Origin of the sequence: Corynebacterium sp. ES2794-CONJ1 (assembly GCF_025660615.1) — a bacterium.
Taxonomy (GTDB): Bacteria; Actinomycetota; Actinomycetes; order Mycobacteriales; family Mycobacteriaceae; genus Corynebacterium.
This window is the reverse complement of the sequence record NZ_JAOTIM010000005.1, coordinates 146,865-162,477: the sequence shown is the minus strand read 5'-3', so window position 1 is coordinate 162,477 and position 15,613 is coordinate 146,865. Positions and strand designations below refer to the sequence as shown.

The 15,613-nt window shown below is 51.3% G+C and carries 16 protein-coding genes; 8 read left to right on the top strand and 8 right to left on the bottom strand.

Features of this window, described 5'->3' with window-relative positions; all coding sequences use genetic code 11:
• Positions 1–209: 209 nt before the first annotated feature.
• The 4 genes from N7326_RS07785 to N7326_RS07770 all read left to right on the top strand — a co-directional run bounded on the left by N7326_RS07785 (position 210) and on the right by N7326_RS07770 (position 3,506).
• Positions 210–836 carry a sigma-70 family RNA polymerase sigma factor gene (locus N7326_RS07785; RefSeq protein WP_259079499.1) on the top strand — a complete coding sequence of 209 codons (627 nt, stop codon included), beginning with the start codon at positions 210–212 and terminating at the stop codon, positions 834–836.
• Between the two features lie 118 nt (positions 837–954).
• Positions 955–1,884, top strand: a complete 930-nt coding sequence (gene trxB, locus N7326_RS07780) for a thioredoxin-disulfide reductase (protein ID WP_259079493.1) — start codon at positions 955–957, stop codon at positions 1,882–1,884.
• Between the two features lie 36 nt (positions 1,885–1,920).
• On the top strand, positions 1,921–2,244 hold the full coding sequence (trxA, locus tag N7326_RS07775; protein WP_259079491.1) for a thioredoxin: 324 nt from the start codon (positions 1,921–1,923) through the stop codon (positions 2,242–2,244).
• Between the two features lie 80 nt (positions 2,245–2,324).
• On the top strand, positions 2,325–3,506 hold the full coding sequence (locus tag N7326_RS07770; RefSeq protein WP_259079485.1) for an N-acetylmuramoyl-L-alanine amidase: 1,182 nt from the start codon (positions 2,325–2,327) through the stop codon (positions 3,504–3,506).
• Here N7326_RS07770 and N7326_RS07765 read toward each other — a convergent pair.
• The 8 genes from N7326_RS07765 to rpmH form a co-directional block, all read right to left on the bottom strand.
• On the bottom strand, positions 3,503–4,147 hold the full coding sequence (locus tag N7326_RS07765; RefSeq protein WP_263088388.1) for a hypothetical protein: 645 nt from the start codon (positions 4,145–4,147) through the stop codon (positions 3,503–3,505). The two genes, N7326_RS07770 and N7326_RS07765, sit on opposite strands and share 4 nt — an antisense overlap.
• Positions 4,148–4,150: 3 nt before the next feature.
• Complete coding sequence (locus N7326_RS07760; RefSeq protein ID WP_259289540.1) at positions 4,151–5,179, bottom strand: ParB/RepB/Spo0J family partition protein; 1,029 nt, start codon at positions 5,177–5,179, stop codon at positions 4,151–4,153.
• 61 nt (positions 5,180–5,240) lie between these two features.
• The gene (locus tag N7326_RS07755) at positions 5,241–6,164 is read right to left on the bottom strand and encodes a ParA family protein (RefSeq protein ID WP_259079475.1); all 924 of its coding nucleotides are present in this window, start codon (positions 6,162–6,164) and stop codon (positions 5,241–5,243) included.
• A gap of 121 nt (positions 6,165–6,285) precedes the next feature.
• Positions 6,286–6,876 carry a 16S rRNA (guanine(527)-N(7))-methyltransferase RsmG gene (gene rsmG, locus N7326_RS07750; protein WP_259079651.1) on the bottom strand — a complete coding sequence of 197 codons (591 nt, stop codon included), beginning with the start codon at positions 6,874–6,876 and terminating at the stop codon, positions 6,286–6,288.
• Positions 6,877–7,078: 202 nt separating this feature from the next.
• Positions 7,079–8,038 (bottom strand): membrane protein insertase YidC, encoded by a 960-nt coding sequence (gene yidC, locus N7326_RS07745; RefSeq protein WP_259079473.1) that lies wholly within the window; start codon positions 8,036–8,038, stop codon positions 7,079–7,081.
• Positions 8,039–8,347: 309 nt separating this feature from the next.
• Complete coding sequence (gene yidD / locus N7326_RS07740; protein ID WP_259079462.1) at positions 8,348–8,572, bottom strand: membrane protein insertion efficiency factor YidD; 225 nt, start codon at positions 8,570–8,572, stop codon at positions 8,348–8,350.
• 5 nt (positions 8,573–8,577) lie between these two features.
• Positions 8,578–8,988 carry a ribonuclease P protein component gene (gene rnpA / locus N7326_RS07735; protein WP_259079454.1) on the bottom strand — a complete coding sequence of 137 codons (411 nt, stop codon included), beginning with the start codon at positions 8,986–8,988 and terminating at the stop codon, positions 8,578–8,580.
• Between the two features lie 34 nt (positions 8,989–9,022).
• Positions 9,023–9,166: a 50S ribosomal protein L34 gene (gene rpmH / locus N7326_RS07730; RefSeq protein WP_083987655.1), complete on the bottom strand. Its 144-nt coding sequence runs from the start codon at positions 9,164–9,166 to the stop codon at positions 9,023–9,025.
• A gap of 1,096 nt (positions 9,167–10,262) precedes the next feature.
• On the opposite strand from rpmH, the gene dnaA reads away from it, so the two are divergent.
• The 4 genes from dnaA (at position 10,263) to N7326_RS07710 (ending at position 15,595) form a co-directional block, all read left to right on the top strand.
• A complete protein-coding gene (gene dnaA / locus N7326_RS07725) occupies positions 10,263–11,900 on the top strand; it encodes a chromosomal replication initiator protein DnaA (protein ID WP_259079446.1) in 1,638 nt (545 codons plus the stop codon).
• Positions 11,901–12,588: 688 nt separating this feature from the next.
• On the top strand, positions 12,589–13,776 hold the full coding sequence (dnaN, locus tag N7326_RS07720; RefSeq protein WP_259079437.1) for a DNA polymerase III subunit beta: 1,188 nt from the start codon (positions 12,589–12,591) through the stop codon (positions 13,774–13,776).
• A gap of 35 nt (positions 13,777–13,811) precedes the next feature.
• Positions 13,812–15,026: a DNA replication/repair protein RecF gene (gene recF, locus N7326_RS07715; protein ID WP_259289543.1), complete on the top strand. Its 1,215-nt coding sequence runs from the start codon at positions 13,812–13,814 to the stop codon at positions 15,024–15,026.
• A complete protein-coding gene (locus N7326_RS07710; protein WP_259079422.1) occupies positions 15,026–15,595 on the top strand; it encodes a DciA family protein in 570 nt (189 codons plus the stop codon). The genes recF and N7326_RS07710 overlap by 1 nt, the downstream gene beginning before the upstream one ends.
• Positions 15,596–15,613: the final 18 nt, after the last annotated feature.

The window sequence follows — 15,613 nt, the reverse complement described above, 5'->3', positions numbered from 1 at the left end:
ACAGACATCAGTAAATTTCTCAGTTGTTTTTAATAAATAGCTGAATATAAAGCATATGCGTGCACTGATACCCCCGTTGCTATACCTTTCATGAAGCGCTAGCAAAAAAGTGCACTGATACTTCCCAACATATAAGAAAACGGTGATGCTTTTACCATCCTCTCTCTGGTGCCGATGAGGGATGCCCGCCGTGAACCGAAAGTCCAGCTATGGCTCGTTCCCACCAGCATGATGAGGCAACTACCCGCAATTCTGTCGAGCGTGCCAGCGCTGCCTTGGAAGCTCAAGCCGATGAAGTCTTGGTTGCCGACTATCTTGCTGGATCTGATGCTGCTTTCGCCGAGATTGTAGGCAAACATGAACGTCATTTGCGCTATGTGGCTCGCAAATATGCTCGTACGGAAGCCGATGCCGAGGATATCTTGCAAGATGCACTCTTACGGGCCGCACGGAATCTTTCGGGTTTTCGGGGGGATTCCAAGTTATCCACATGGTTGCATCGCTTAGTTGCCAATGCCAGCTATGACCACAATCGGAAGCATACTCATAGCGTTATCAGCGCCGATCGCGCGGAATTTAATGCCGAGGTGGAAGCAGCGATGAGCTTCGACCCTTTCGCCGAACTGATCGATAGGATGAATCTAAGCGAGGAAATGCAACGCGCTCTTGACCTCCTTCCCCCGGAGCACCGTGCTGCCTTAGTGCTCATAGATTTCGCGGAGCATTCTGTTAGTGAGGCCGCCGAGATCCTGCAGGTGGCCCCTGGGACCATAAAATCCCGACGGGCTCGAGGTCGAAGGATGTTAAAGGAAATTCTACAATACCGGGTTCTCTAAGCTTGACAGCAGCTCACTTATGATTGGTATTGCCTATATAAAATCTTTCATCTATAGTCTGGGTTATAAACGCTAGAATAAGGTTGATTACTCACCACTTCGACGAAAGAACAGCACTATGGCAGATATCCACAACGTGATCATCATTGGCTCCGGTCCCGCAGGCTATACCGCAGCACTCTATGCAGCCCGCGCCGAACTTCATCCGCTCGTATTCGAAGGATATGAATACGGTGGTTCCCTGATGACCACAACCGAAGTCGAAAACTTCCCTGGCTTCCCCGCCGGAATCATGGGCCCAGAGCTCATGGAAAATATGCGCAGTCAAGCCGAGCGCTTCGGAGCTCAGCTCATCAGCGAAGAAGTAACCAAGGTCGAGCTAGACGGTGAGATCAAAAAGGTTTGGGTCGATGACACCCTGTACCAAGCCAAGAGCGTCATTCTCGCCACCGGCTCCGCCCCTCGCTATATCGGAGTGGAAGGGGAGAAAGAACTCCTAGGCCGCGGCGTCTCAGCGTGTGCTACCTGCGATGGCTTCTTCTTCCGCGACCACAATATCGCTGTGGTTGGTGGCGGTGATTCCGCAATGGAGGAGGCCCTTTTCCTCACTAAATTTGGTAAGAGTGTGACCATTATTCACCGCCGTGAAGAATTCCGCGCCTCCGCCATTATGCTCGAACGTGCCCGCAATAATGACAAGATCACCTTCTTAACCAATAAGGTTGTCAGCAAGGTCAACGGAGATCAGCAAGTCAGCAATGTGGAACTCACCGATACCATTACGGGCGAGGTATCACATCTCGATGTCACCGCCCTTTTCGTAGCCATCGGTTATGATCCCCGCTCCGCCCTCTTCAAAGATACCGTCACCTGCGACGAGTCAGGTTATGTAATCGTCGACGAGCCTTCGACCCGCACTAATATCCCTGGTGTTTTTGCGGTCGGCGATCTTGTTGATCGTCACTATCAGCAGGCCATTACTGCAGCGGGAACCGGCTGCCGCGCGGCTATTGATGCCGAACACTTCCTGGGTACACTCACCCAATAAAACCTATAAAACCTAGTTAGATAAGAAAGGTCTTTTATGTCCCAACCTATTGATGTCACCCAATCCACCTTCCGCTCCGTTGTCACCGAGTCTGACAAACTCGTCCTTGTCGACTTCTGGGCAGAATGGTGCGGCCCCTGTAAAAAGCTTAGCCCTGTGCTTAATGAGATTGCTGCCGAGATGGGTGACCACGTCACCGTAGCCAAGGTCAACGTGGATGCTGAGCGTAACTTAGGCGCAATGTTCCAGATTATGTCGATTCCTACGGTATTGATCTTCAAAAATGGCGAGAAGGTCGACGAATTCGTTGGAGGTCGCAAGAAGTCAGACATCGTGGCAATGCTTCAAAAGCATCTCTAAATGCTATCCTATGATGAGCCGTCGATACGCTAGATCTAGGGTATCGCTCACACGTAGATAGCACGATGGGAAGGATGAGAGTGTCCACAGTCATAAGGGTCGGGGATAAAAACCCGAAAGTGGCAGAGGTGCGAGCAGCACTAGCCCGACTCGGACACCTCACGTCCTTCCGTGATGATCTCAGCACTGACCATATCTTCGAAGAGTCCGATACATATTTCGATTCCGATCTCCAAGAGGCGCTGCGTGGCTTCCAGCAATCCCGTGGCTTAATCGCCTCGGGCGAAATTACCGAAACTACTCTGCGCGTGCTGCGAGAAGCCTCCTACCAGCTAGGAGTTCGCGTTCTCGCGTATCAAGAGCACAATCATATGATCGGCGATGATGTCTACCAACTTCAGCAACAGCTCCAGGAACTAGGCTTCTACACCGATCGCCTCGACGGTCATTTCGGTCCGATGACCCATGATGCGCTTGCAAATTATCAACTCAACTACGGGCTCAATATCGATGGAATTTGCGGCCCAGAAACCATCGACTCTCTTGGACTTCTTGGTCGCCGGATTACTGGGGGTTCCCCGAACCAGCTGCGCGAGCGCGAGCGTGTCCGCGATGCGGGGCCCCAACTTGCAGGCAAACGCGTCGTTATTGACCCCGGCCTCGGTGGGCCTAATAAAGGTGTGACTGTACGCGGTATTTACGGTGAGATCACCGAAGAAGAGCTCATTTGGGACCTTGCCACTCGCATTGAGGGACGCATGATCGAAGCCGGAATGGACGTTATCATTTCCCGACCGCGCAATAGCGATCTCACCCATGCTGAACGCGTGGCTATAGCCAATTCCTTCCAAGCCGATCTGATGATCTGTTTACAGGCAGATCACTATCCCAATGAGCAAGCTTCCGGCTGTGCCACCTTCTATTTTGGTTCCGAATCTGGAAATTACTCCATGATTGGCGAGAAGCTCTCTGGCTATATCCAGCGTGAAATTGCAGCTAGAACCAAGCTTGTCAATTGTGGTAATCACGCGCGCACATGGGATCTTTTACGCATGACACAGATGACGTGTGTGGAAATCTTTCCAGGGTATCTCAGTAATCCTGGTGATGTGCGCATTTTAAGTAATCCTAAAAAGCGTGATGATATCGCCGAGGCTATCGTTGTTTCCGTCAAAAGGCTCTATCTCATGGATCAAGACGACCAGCCAACGGGAACCTTCAAATTCTCTGAATTGCTCAAGCAAGAACTGCTCGAAGGCTAAACCCTAACAACAAGCTGCGAGACGCCGGAGAGTTCCCATTCTCTTTGCGGGGCGGGTAGTTTAAGGCGCAAACGCGGAAATATTGGATGCGGTTGATGGATTTTAAAACCGCAGCCTTGTGCGATGTTGACCTCAACAAGCCCAAAATCTTCAATACGCGCCGTCACCTCCTTGTCTCCCCTATCTTCCTTATCCTTTGCTGCTAAGGCTCTTGGATGGTACCCATATATTTCGACCGCGGGAATCTTTTCCTGGCTAAGATAACTACACGCTGCTGCGATGAGAGTCGCTTCCAAGCCGGTATCTTTCAGCAACGGGTGTATATGAACTGAGCTAATCAGCCACGCCTCTGGGGAAACCGGAGCGGTAGGGAAAACCACCTGACCTGGAACCCGATCACCGGGAGTGAATAATAGTGTGGCCTGGGCTGAATATTCCAAGGTGTGCTCAAGCCGATAATTTAATCCGCACCGACCCAGTTGCAGAAGGGACTGCATCAGCCACGCTTCTTTTTCCAAAACTGGATCACCGCGAAATTCTCTGAGTGCATGCGGACTAAGCTCCCAGAACAAACCGGAAGCGGTGCGAGGATGGAGATGGGCAATTTCCTCCATATCAATGGCTCTGAGAATTTTAGCCATCGATCAGTGCCGCTCGTTGCCTCCGGCAATCAGGGCCATAATGCGATCAAAATCCTCGCGGCCGCCAAATTCCACCACGATCTTGCCCTTCCGCTTGCCTACCGTCACCGATACTTTGGTGTCGAGGTTATCGGCCAGGTGCTCGGCTGCTTGGTTGAAAAATTCCGGAGTCTGAGCCTTCTCTCTGGTCTTTTTCGGCTGCGGTTGTTCCCCTCGATTGAGCAAGACGACTGCTTCTTCAGTCGCTCGTACACTCATCCCTTCCGCCACAATGCGTTCAGCGAGGCGTTCTTGTTCCTGCCGCTTATCTTTTAGACCCAAAAGAGCTCGGGCATGGCCAGCAGATAAAACCCCGGCCGCAACTTTGGTTTGCACGGCGACTGGGAGCTTGAGTAGACGCAGCATATTGGTAATCATCGGGCGGGAGCGACCGAGGCGATCAGCCAGTTCATTCTGAGTCACCGAAAATTCCACCAGTAGTTGCTCATAGGCGGCTGCTTCTTCGAGAGGATTTAGCTGTACGCGGTGAATATTTTCCAAGAGCGCGTCGCGGAGCATATTTTGGTCGTCGGTATCGCGAATAATCGCGGGGATTTTCTTCAACCCCGCCTTACTAGCGGCACGCCAACGCCGCTCGCCCATAATAATTTCAAAGCGTCCCTGATGAGCGCGCACAATAATAGGTTGGAGCAGACCAAATTCTTTAATGGAATGAACTAGCTCCCCAAGATCTTCTTCATCGAAAGCCTGGCGCGGGTTTTTTGCGTTAGGGATCACTAAACCAATAGGAATCTCACGGTACTGCGCGCCGAAATCTACTTCCTCCTCCGCCACGGGCGATGCATCCTGAGCGGCAGCTTCGGCCAGAATCGGGTTAACCTTCGCGCCACTGGCGTCACGCTCGGCTGGTGCGGCGGATCGACCAAGAAGAATATCGGTGGCATCTGCCCCCAATCGGGAATCTGGGGTAGATGTAATTAAAGCGGCCAAACCGCGGCCAAGTCCGCCCTTACGTGATTCTTGCTGCGCCATCTCTATCTATTCCTTTCACAAACCCTAAAACAGTCTTCGTGGGTGGGGGAAGAGTCTCCATTTAAGCGGAGGGTTTCACTCCCACAGCACCGGAATCAGCGGAGGGAAGGTAATCGCCTCGCTCAGCTAATTCTTGGGCGGCATCAAGATAGGCGAGAGCACCCCGAGAGCCTGGATCATAGTGCAATACCGTCTGCGAATAACCAGGGGCCTCCGAGACCTTCACCGAACGCGGGATTTTCGTCCGCATAACCACCTCACCGAAGTGCGAACGTACTTCCTCTGTGACCTGTTCGGCGAGCTTGGTACGAGCATCATACATAGTTAATAAGATCGCTGAAATATGCAGGCGTGGGTTGAGGTGCTGCCTAATCATGGAAATATTATTGAGCAACTGACCTACACCCTCGAGCGCGTAGTACTCACATTGAATAGGAATTAGGACTTCGTTGACCGAGGTCATGGCATTAATAGTGAGCAAACCCAAGGAGGGTGGGCAGTCGATGAAAATATAATCAAAACCGCTATCTCGAATAAAGGGGGAATTGAGGGCATCGCTCAATCGATATTCCCGCCTGACCATAGAGACTAATTCGATTTCAGCACCAGCCAGATCAATAGTAGCTGGGATACACCACAGGTTTTCACTCGCTGTGGATTGCACCATCGCTTGCTCGGCGGTGCACTCACCGATGAGAAGTTCGTAGCTGGAATTGGTGCCCGCGCGGTGTTCGACCCCCAGTGCTGTCGACGCATTTCCCTGCGGATCGAGGTCAACAACGAGGACTTTAAGGCCGTTAAGAGCTAGCCCCGCGGCGAGGTTAACTGATGAGGTGGTTTTACCCACTCCGCCTTTTTGGTTGGCCACGGTGATATAACGGGGAGAAGCCGGTTTGGGGAGGGACAGCGAATGTGGGGTCAAGACTTGCGCTGCTCGTCTAGCGGCAGCGGCGACGGGGGTATCTTCCCATTTCATTTCATCCATGGTATCCGACTTTTTCCAGACCTTTCTGCCACAATTATGCTGATCTTAACCTTAGTGTCTCTCCCTCGGCTTAGCCAGATGATTCAGATAATCATTGCCACGTCCAAGCACCGCATCGTTACTAGCGAGACCGATTTTTCCTAATAGACACCACCGTTGTTGGTTCTGGGAGTATCTCTCCTACGGTAAAAACTTTGATATCAGCGCCCCCAGCTTTGGTAATCACCCGCTTATCTCGCTCTATTTCCTCGTGGACTGAGCTACCCTTAAGAGCCAACATCCGGCCGCCTTTGTCAACGAGCGGCAACGACCACCCAGCGAGCTTACCGAGAGGAGCTACCGCGCGCGACGTTACTATATCAACACCACCGACTTCTCTGCGGACCTCTTTTTCCTCTGCTCGACCGCGAAGTACCCAAATATTATTGAGATCGAGCTCCACGGCAACATATTTGAGAAATTCAGAGCGCTTAAGAAGCGGTTCTATCAGCACGATATCAAGATCGGGACGAGCTATTGCCAGAGGGATCCCTGGGAGACCGGCACCGGAACCGATATCAGCCACCCTCATATTTGGCTTAATGGCCTCTCCGATCACCGCGCAGTTAAGGATATGTCGATCCCACAGCCGAGGTAATTCACGCGGCCCCAAAAACCCGCGCTCCAATCCCATCGTGGCTAGGAGCTGGTGATAGCGCTGTGCCTTTTCCATGTGGTGGACGAAGACCTCACCGGCAATTGATGGGGGAGTGGGGTCGAAGTCTAATTGGTTATCCACGACGTAGGTCTCTCCTTGAGCTGGGGGATCTTAGCATTTTTTCACCTTACACGTTTACGAGCTAAACAATCTTCTTGCGAAAGTACAAGACCGCTGTGAACGGTATGTGTTCACAGCGGCCTCCAATGAAAAGCGATTATTTCTTGCCCTTACGCTTCTTCTGATTCGTCGGCTTCTGGCCTGGGCGAGGAGCGGTGGCGCGCTTGGCTTCTTGCTTTGCGGCAATCTCTGCATCCTCTTCGGCGTCTATCTTGGCAAAAACATAGCGCTGCTGGAAGAAGGTCCAAATATTATTCGACACCATGTAGAACAAGAGACCTATATGCCACACCACACCGGTAGCTAAGATAGTCAGGGGGAAGACCCACAACATCATGCGGTTCATCATATCCATCTGAGCTTGCATTTGGTTATTGCCTGAAGGCTTTTGCCGCCCCGAAGCAAGACGGGCTTTTTGTCGATCAATGCTCATACGCGCATTCATATGAATTGCGAAAGCAATAATCACAATCAACGGTGCCGCTACCAAAATAATATTGGTCCTGGTGAAGTCGACCGGCTGGAAGGCCTTATACATCTCCTGGGGCATGGAGATATACGCAGATAACGGAACCCCAAAAAGCCTCGCGTCGAGGAAAGACTGAACATCGCTGGCAGAGAAGATATAGTTCGGCGTTTGGCGGTTGGCCTCGAAGGACAAACCTACTTGTCCCACCCCTGAACCAGTGCGGTTAAAGGAGCGCAGGACGTGGAAGAGGCCAATAAATACCGGCATCTGTACCAAAATAGGCAAGCAACCCGCGATGGGATTAACACCCATCTCCTTCTGCATCTTGCGGGTTTCTTCCATCATTTTCTGCTGGTCGTTTTTATATTTAGTTCTAATTTCCTGCATGCGCGGTTGCATCTCTTGCATCTTGCGCATGGATCGCATTTGTTTCAGCGTCGGACGCACCAGAAGCATACGAATGGTGAAGGTGAGCAGCACGATCGCCAGCACCCACGACAGGCCGGAATCGGGGTTTAGCACAAAGCTGAGGGCCTTATGCCAAAACCAGAGGATGGCCGAAATTGGCCAATAGATGAAGTTGAGCACGGTGAGTCAAGACTCCTCAAGGTGTTGGTCATATAAGAACATGGTGAGGACCAGCCCCGCTTTAGAGAAAAAGCAGGACCTGCCCGTGGTCTCCGCGTTGCCACACGCGTGAGTTTTTTGGTTATCCCTCGGGATTCTACCGCGAAACAAGCCCAATGCCGAACGAGGAGATAAATAAATCTCTTCCCGAGCGCAGAATTAAGCAGGACATTTCCTTAAGCATTGTGCCTGCAGGGTTAGGCTTATCGTGTGGTTCTTGCAGGGTTAGGCTTATAGCGTTGGGCTGCACACTGCAATACTCCGGCCTCATTAGGGCACAGGGTCGTATCCACCAGGATGCCAGGGACCACATTTCGCTAGTCTAATCAAGCTCATCACAAGCGCCCTGGCGGGAGGGTAGTGCTGAAAACTCCCGAGCGCATAAGCGCTGCAGCTAGGCTCAAATCGGCAGCTCGATCCACCCTTCAGCGGCGAAAGATAGCGCTGGTAGAAGCGAATAGCACCAAGAGCACCGGCGCGAAGAAACGAAACCATATGCCCTAGTTTAGCTGTGCGCCAGTAGAGGGATATATCTGTCCTAATTTTGACAATGCCTTGATAATATCGCGCTCGAGGCTGTGATAATCAGCGGTCGCAGAGGCTGGGAGGGCTCGGATAACGACTGCAGATCCGCGGGGGAGCGTAGGCATGATGGGTCGGAGAATATGGCGTAGTTTGCGGCTGACGGCATGTCGAGTCACTGCATTGCCCACGGCTTTAGAGACGATGAGCCCGGCAACGGGACAGGCTAAGGATAACAAAGAAGTCGCTCGGGTATCAGCGTCATCTATATCTGAAATACTGGGTTGGTGATAATACACCAAAACGGTGCGCCCACCTGCACGTTTACCTTTCCGAATAGTGTGACGAAACTGCTCAGAAGAGGTTATTTTATGCTGCTGTGGAAGCACCGTTCGAATGTTACGCTATGCGCTTATATAAAAATTAAGCGGTCAGCTTTGCGCGTCCCTTGCGACGACGTGCGGCCACAATTGCGCGGCCGGCACGAGTACGCATACGGATACGGAAGCCGTGCTTCTTAGCGCGACGACGGTTGTTCGGCTGGAACGTCCGCTTGCCCTTGGTCACGGTGATACTCCTCAATACGTTAACGCAGGAAAAACTTTTCATAAGGGGGCAGGATTTTATAAGCCTATACGGACATCGCTATGAGCCCAGACTGCAGTGACACAGCCCCTCTTTTTGAAAAGTTCATCCCAAAAAGTTGGATGATGGTTATTTAAGAAGCAGTCATTCCCCAAAGATATTCGCGGACGAATATTCGGAGAATTATGAGCATTCTGCTGACAACCAGCAGGTGTTCGCTTCTTAAGCACAAGGCCATCTAGACAAGGTTCTGGCTAGAAAGCGTTGTGTTAGACCAACTAAGGGTACGTGAATCGCGGGGATGAAACCAAATCGACACGCGGGTACCCCCTTAATACCCTCGGAATATCAAAGTTGTAATTAACCTTGGACTTTTATGCCACCAAAGGGTTTATCCACAGGTTGATTCATTATCTTCCATCCGCCATGGCGCCACGGTACCCAATAAATTAAGACGCAGCTGAGGAAATATATTGGATAGTGAAAGTACGAGTTAGACACCTCGGCTTGGAAGCGGTAACAATAGTATCCAGCGAATGCAATCCCACACCCTGTTATCCCCAGGACTGTGGATAACTTTAAACTTAAGGTTTATAGTTTCCACAAATTCCGAGGTTTATCGAGGTCACGGCGATTTCTTTCACCAAGAAAGTTATCAACACCCACGCATCTAGGTTGTGGATAACTTTTCGGGGAGATGACCCCGAGGTTTATCCACAGCTGTGGATAAACCTGTGGAAGACGTGGTCATGGGCTAGATAAATCTCAACGGTGATTGTGGATGGGGCTGTAGATGACAACCGTGTCATTGGGGAAATCTTCTCTGACGCGTCTGAAGTTTCCAGCCCTTTGTTGCAAGGGATAATTGTGACAACAACTCAATAGCCGGGTACTCGTGCCCGACTAGTGAGCAGGCGGCAACTGGTACCGGGAGAAAATCTCGTGTCCCTTTAATAGCGCCACACCCATAGCCAAGGGGGCATCACCTTTGCTTGTGCCTGACTGAAATTCGTGATTTTAGTCTTGACGTCAAGGGCGAAGAACTGCTGCCTATCGAACACTGTAAGGACCTATAACCGTGACTGCCCATGCAGCGAATACAGAGGATAATGAGGAAACTTGGCATGCCATCATTGATGAGCTCACCAGTGGTGACTCTGACAGTGCACTCCATGTGGGACGGCGCGAGCGCGCTTATCTTGAATTATCGCGCATAGTTCTCATTCATAACGGTTTTACTCTCATTGCCACCTCCTCAGAGGGTGCTAAGACCTATATTGAGAAATATCTCGTATCCCCGATTCGCGAGATTATCGAACGCCGTACCGGCTTTTTGACCACTATAGGAGTGGTCGTCGACGAGGGCACCGCAACCCCCCAGCGCATATCCGAGGCTCCCCAAGCAGTGGTTGACCAAACTTCTCCTCGAGCTCAACCTGCTTATCAGCTTAGCTCCGAAGAAAAACCAGAGCACTCAACCCCCACTGCTGTAAGCGCCGCCGTTCAAGCCCCCCGCAAAGCAGAACGCGATGCGATTATCGGGCAGCAAACCATGCTCATGGGAGGTGACAACCTCGCTCCACTCGACGCGACCTCTGCTCGCCCCCGCTCGGAATCATCAGCCACGGATCACAACGCTGGCCTGCTCAATCGAGATTCTTCCACCCCGCGTATTGATGAGGCCTCAAATCTTAATGAGCGCTATACCTTTGACAATTATGTGGTCTCCGATTCCAATAAATTGCCAACCTCTGCAGCTATCGCCGTCGCCGAGAAGCCAGCACGAGCATATAATCCACTGTTTGTGTGGGGAGATTCCGGACTCGGGAAAACCCATCTCATGCACGCTATTGGAAATTATGCCAGGCAGCTCCATCCCGCGTTGAAGGTACGCTATGTCTCTAGCGAAGAATTCACCAATGATTATATTAACTCGGTGCGTGATGATCGCCAGGAATCTTTTAAAAGACGCTACCGCAGCTACGACATCTTAATGGTCGACGATATCCAGTTTTTGCAGGGTAAAGAAGGTACCCAGGAGGAGTTCTTCCACACCTTCAATGCGCTCCAGCAAAGTGGCAAGCAAATCGTTCTGAGCTCTGACCGGCCACCGAAGCAGCTCACTACCTTGGAAGATCGCTTGCGCACCCGATTCCAGGCCGGGCTTATTGCCGATATTTATCCACCCGATCTAGAAACGCGTATTGCGATTTTAGAAAAGAAGGCACAAGCTGAGGGTGTTCAGGCTAGTCGTGACGTACTCGAGCTTATAGCTTCGCGCTTTACCTCCTCTATTCGCGAATTGGAGGGAGCCTTTATTCGTGTTGCTGCTTTTGCCTCTCTAACGAGCAGTGGCATTGATATCCATAATGCTGAGGCGGCCTTGTGCAACCTGCTACCCGACGAGCAAAACGTACAGATTACCGCGCAGCATATCCAGGCGGCGGCTGCCGAATACTTTAACTTCGAGATCAGTGAACTACTCTCGGCTAAGAAATCCCGGCCTCTCGCGCATGCGCGGCAGCTAGCGATGTATCTGTGCCGCGAATTTACTGAGCTTTCCTTGCCACAAATTGGCCAGCAGTTCGGCGGTCGCGATCACAGCACCGTGGTCTATGCGGAGAAGAAGATCCGACAGGAGATCACCCAGAAGCGCCAAACCTATGATGAGATCGAAAAATTAACAGCGCTGATTAAAAAGAAGGCGCAGGGTTAAATATTCCAGATATCAAGCCCTCCGGGTCCACAGCAACAGTGTGGACCTGGAGGGCCTTTTTATCTCCGACTAAGGATCAATGCGATTTCAGTACGTTATCCACAGAGTCCACAGAGTTATCCACACCCGTGTAATTACATTGCTGTAATTAGGTGAACCTCATCACTATTCACCAAGAAAAGCCCAGGACAACAATCTGGGGATAACTCCTGCAATTCTGTGGACTACCACGGCGTTATATGTGAGTAGATTTGTGGACAACCGTCAGGCCTAAAGTTATCAACATTGAAGGTGACTTATCAACAGGTTATTAACACCCCTGCGCACAGGGAAGAATTACTCACTGAGCTGGCTAAAGGACCCCTTATCCACAGTTTCGCCAGGACTTACTGTAGTTACCACTTTTATTACTAGTAATTTATTAAGAGAAAGAAGAGCTGGGGATAACAAGAATGTACTGAGTTCAGCGACCGCCAACCGAATAACAAAAATTCTTTGTACGAACCTCAAGGGCAGGTAGGTTTGTTAGAGTGAAACCATCAACCATCGGCGTGAGTAATCACAGTGATGTGGTTTAGGATGTGGTTTAACATTATGCTCAGCCAAGCTCGACACGTGCTAACGAGCTGCAGCAAATGACAAACGGCCGACTAAATACTTTTCCAACCAAGGGAGCATCAGGGAGCACATGGACGACAATGTAGTGTCATTCGAAGTTGAAAAAAATGACTTGTCCAGCGCGGTCTCATGGGTAGCGCGTAATCTACCTTCACGCCCCACCCAACCAGTGCTTCGAGCCATGCTAATTACTGCCGACGACGAAGGCCTTGAAGTTGCCGGTTTCGACTACGAGGTATCTACTAAAGTTCGCATTCCAGCCCAGGTTGTGGATAAGGGGCGCATTGCTGTCGCAGGAAAACTCTTAGCGGATATCATCTCCACGTTGCCCACCAAGCCGGTGAACATTTATGTTAAAGGCTCAACGGTGCAATTAGAGTGCGGTTCTTCACGCTTTGAATTACCACTTATTCCCCTCGATGATTATCCCACCTTGCCTACCCTGCCACAGGCTACGGGGGCTATTGATCCCAGATTATTTGTTGATGCTGTAACCCAAGTAGCCGTAGCTGCAGGTCGCGATGACACCCTTCCCATGCTCACTGGAGTTGATATGGAGATCAGCGGTGAAGAAGTGACGCTCACCGCAACAGACCGATTTAGACTCGCCCTGCGTCGCTTTCAGTGGGCTCCGCAGAGTCCAGAAGCAACGGCTAAATTGCTGATTCCTGCGAAAAACTTGCAAGAAAATGCTCGCACCTTGGACTCTAACTCTTCCGAGCCGGTGGAAATCGCAGTTGGTACTGGTGATGCCATTGGAGCCGAAGGTCTTTTTGGTATTCACGTCGATAACCGCCAAACCACCACACGCCTCCTCGATGCAGTTTTTCCCAATGTGGGACCACTTCTGCCTAAGGAACACCGCTCGATGGCCAGTGTGAATATCTCAGACTTACAGGATGCTATCCGCCGTGTCTCTTTGGTTGCCGAACGTAGCGCCCAGATCCGGATGCAATTTAGCCGCGGTGAACTGATTCTTTCCGCCGGTGGAACGGATTCCGGACATGCGGAAGAATCATTGCCCTGCTCCTATAGCTCGGACGAAGAGCTCATTATTGCCTTTAATCCTGCATATCTGCGCGATGGCCTCAGTGTTATCCGCTCCGCACGGGTAGTCTTTGGATTCACCGAATCTTCACGTCCGGCGATCTTGATTCCAGAGCCGGAGAATATGCCTGAGGCCAACGAAGAGGGAATGTTCCCCACCCCTGAAACTGATTTCACCTATCTCTTGATGCCCGTACGGTTACCAGGCTAGATCTGGCACAGTCTGCCTAAGAGATCGAGGTTAATGTGTATATTCGGGAACTTTCTCTGCGTGATTATCGCTCATGGCCTGAGTTGTCGATCAGTCTTCATCCTGGAATTACACTATTTACCGGCCACAATGGCTTCGGCAAAACAAATATTGTGGAAGCCATTGGATATGCAGCTAGGTTGAGTTCCCATCGTGTCCCTAAGGATGCTCCGCTGGTGCGCCACGGGGCTCACAATGCCAGGATTTCGGCTACTGCGGTCAACGATGGCCGGGAATTAACTGTGCATTTACTCATCAACTCCAGCGGCAGCAACCGAGCACATCTCAACCGAACCCAGCTCAAAGCCCCACGGGAGGTATTGGGAGTTGTTCGCACCGTCCTTTTTTGTCCAGAGGATCTCGCTCTCGTTCGGGGAGAACCCCAAGAACGCCGGAATTATTTGGACAATATACTCAAAGCGCTGCGGCCCCGGCTATACGCCGTCAAAATGGACTACGAGAAGGTACTCAAACAACGTACTACCTTATTAAAAACCGCTGGCGCTCACCTTCGTCGCGGCTACGGGCACGATCAAGGCACCCTAGATACCCTCGATATTTGGGATAACCAGTTAGCACGTTTAGGAGCTGAATTAATAGCTGCTCGCCTGGATTTAGTTTCAGAGCTCAACCCACTAGTTGAACAATCATATGCCACCATTGCCCCCCAATCTCGACCTGCGCATATTCACTATCGCTCCAGCGTGCCAGGAATAGCTGAAACTGAGACCGATCCGGAACTAATTGAAGCTGCAATGCTCGTAGAACTCGCGGCAAAGCGCCACAAAGAAATCGATCGGGGTCTTAGTCTCGTCGGACCCCACCGCGACGATTTGGACCTTCTCCTTGGTGATGCCCCTACCAAGGGTTTTGCCAGTCACGGGGAAACGTGGTCAATGGTATTGTCCCTGCGTCTGGCAGAATTCCAATTACTTCGGGCCTCTGGTACCGACCCCATTTTGATTTTGGATGATGTGTTTTCCGAATTAGATCTGGCACGCCGCACCAGGTTGGTGGCCCTGACCGAATCGGTTGAGCAAGTCTTTATTACTGCAGCAGCCTTTGAAGATCTCCCTGAGAATCTTCTTGAAGCGATCACGCAGCGCTTTGAAGTCGGAGTCAAAGACACCGAATCTGGTCGTGTCTCCCAGCTAAAATATGCAGCGGAATCTGAGGCGGATGCCCAGGTCATCTCAGCGGAGTCACCGTAATGGCTGCTGAGCGCGACGACGATAAACCTACTGATGATTGTGTGCAGATGGCCTTTCTCAAAATGCGGGAAATGGCTCAGAAACGCTCAGCACACCTTCCCGATTTGCACGCCGCCCCGCAGCGTCCCCAACCTCGATCCCAGAATACTGCGGTGAATATGCGGCGCCGTGGACGCCCGACAGGTCGCGATGGGAGGGCGATCTCCTATGGCTCGTATAGCTTGGAGAGCCTCGGCACTATTCTTAACAAGGAAATTAGCAAGCGTGGCTGGCAGCCTGGTATGGCCAAGGGCTGGATTATGGGCAACTGGGATTTGCTCGTCGGCGATCAAGTGGCTCACCATACCCGGGTAGAAATGCTTAAGGACACCACATTGTTTATTAGTTGTGATTCCACAGCATGGACGACTAATTTGCGCCTGATGCAAAAAGAGATTCTGAAAGCTATCGCCCACAAAGTTGGTCCAGATATTGTGACCGAGTTGAAAATATTTGGACCTAAGACCCCTAGTTGGCGCCATGGCCCGCTGCATGTCAAAGGTCGTGGCCCTCGCGACACCTACGGATAATTTTTTATGGGGCGTGAA

Excerpts from the sequence above, each read along its gene's own strand:
- yidD (WP_259079462.1), bottom strand. The coding sequence starts at position 8,572 with ATGGTTTCGTTTCTTCGCGCCGGTGCTCTTGGTGCTATTCGCTTCTAC.
- rsmG (WP_259079651.1), bottom strand. The coding sequence starts at position 6,876 with ATGGAAAAGGCACAGCGCTATCACCAGCTCCTAGCCACGATGGGATTG.
- N7326_RS07755 (WP_259079475.1), bottom strand. The coding sequence starts at position 6,164 with ATGGATGAAATGAAATGGGAAGATACCCCCGTCGCCGCTGCCGCTAGA.
- N7326_RS07760 (WP_259289540.1), bottom strand. The coding sequence starts at position 5,179 with ATGGCGCAGCAAGAATCACGTAAGGGCGGACTTGGCCGCGGTTTGGCC.
- trxB (WP_259079493.1), top strand. The coding sequence starts at position 955 with ATGGCAGATATCCACAACGTGATCATCATTGGCTCCGGTCCCGCAGGC.
- N7326_RS07785 (WP_259079499.1), top strand. The coding sequence starts at position 210 with ATGGCTCGTTCCCACCAGCATGATGAGGCAACTACCCGCAATTCTGTC.
- N7326_RS07765 (WP_263088388.1), bottom strand. The coding sequence starts at position 4,147 with ATGGCTAAAATTCTCAGAGCCATTGATATGGAGGAAATTGCCCATCTC.
- trxA (WP_259079491.1), top strand. The coding sequence starts at position 1,921 with ATGTCCCAACCTATTGATGTCACCCAATCCACCTTCCGCTCCGTTGTC.
- dnaN (WP_259079437.1), top strand. The coding sequence starts at position 12,589 with ATGGACGACAATGTAGTGTCATTCGAAGTTGAAAAAAATGACTTGTCC.
- N7326_RS07710 (WP_259079422.1), top strand. The coding sequence starts at position 15,026 with ATGGCTGCTGAGCGCGACGACGATAAACCTACTGATGATTGTGTGCAG.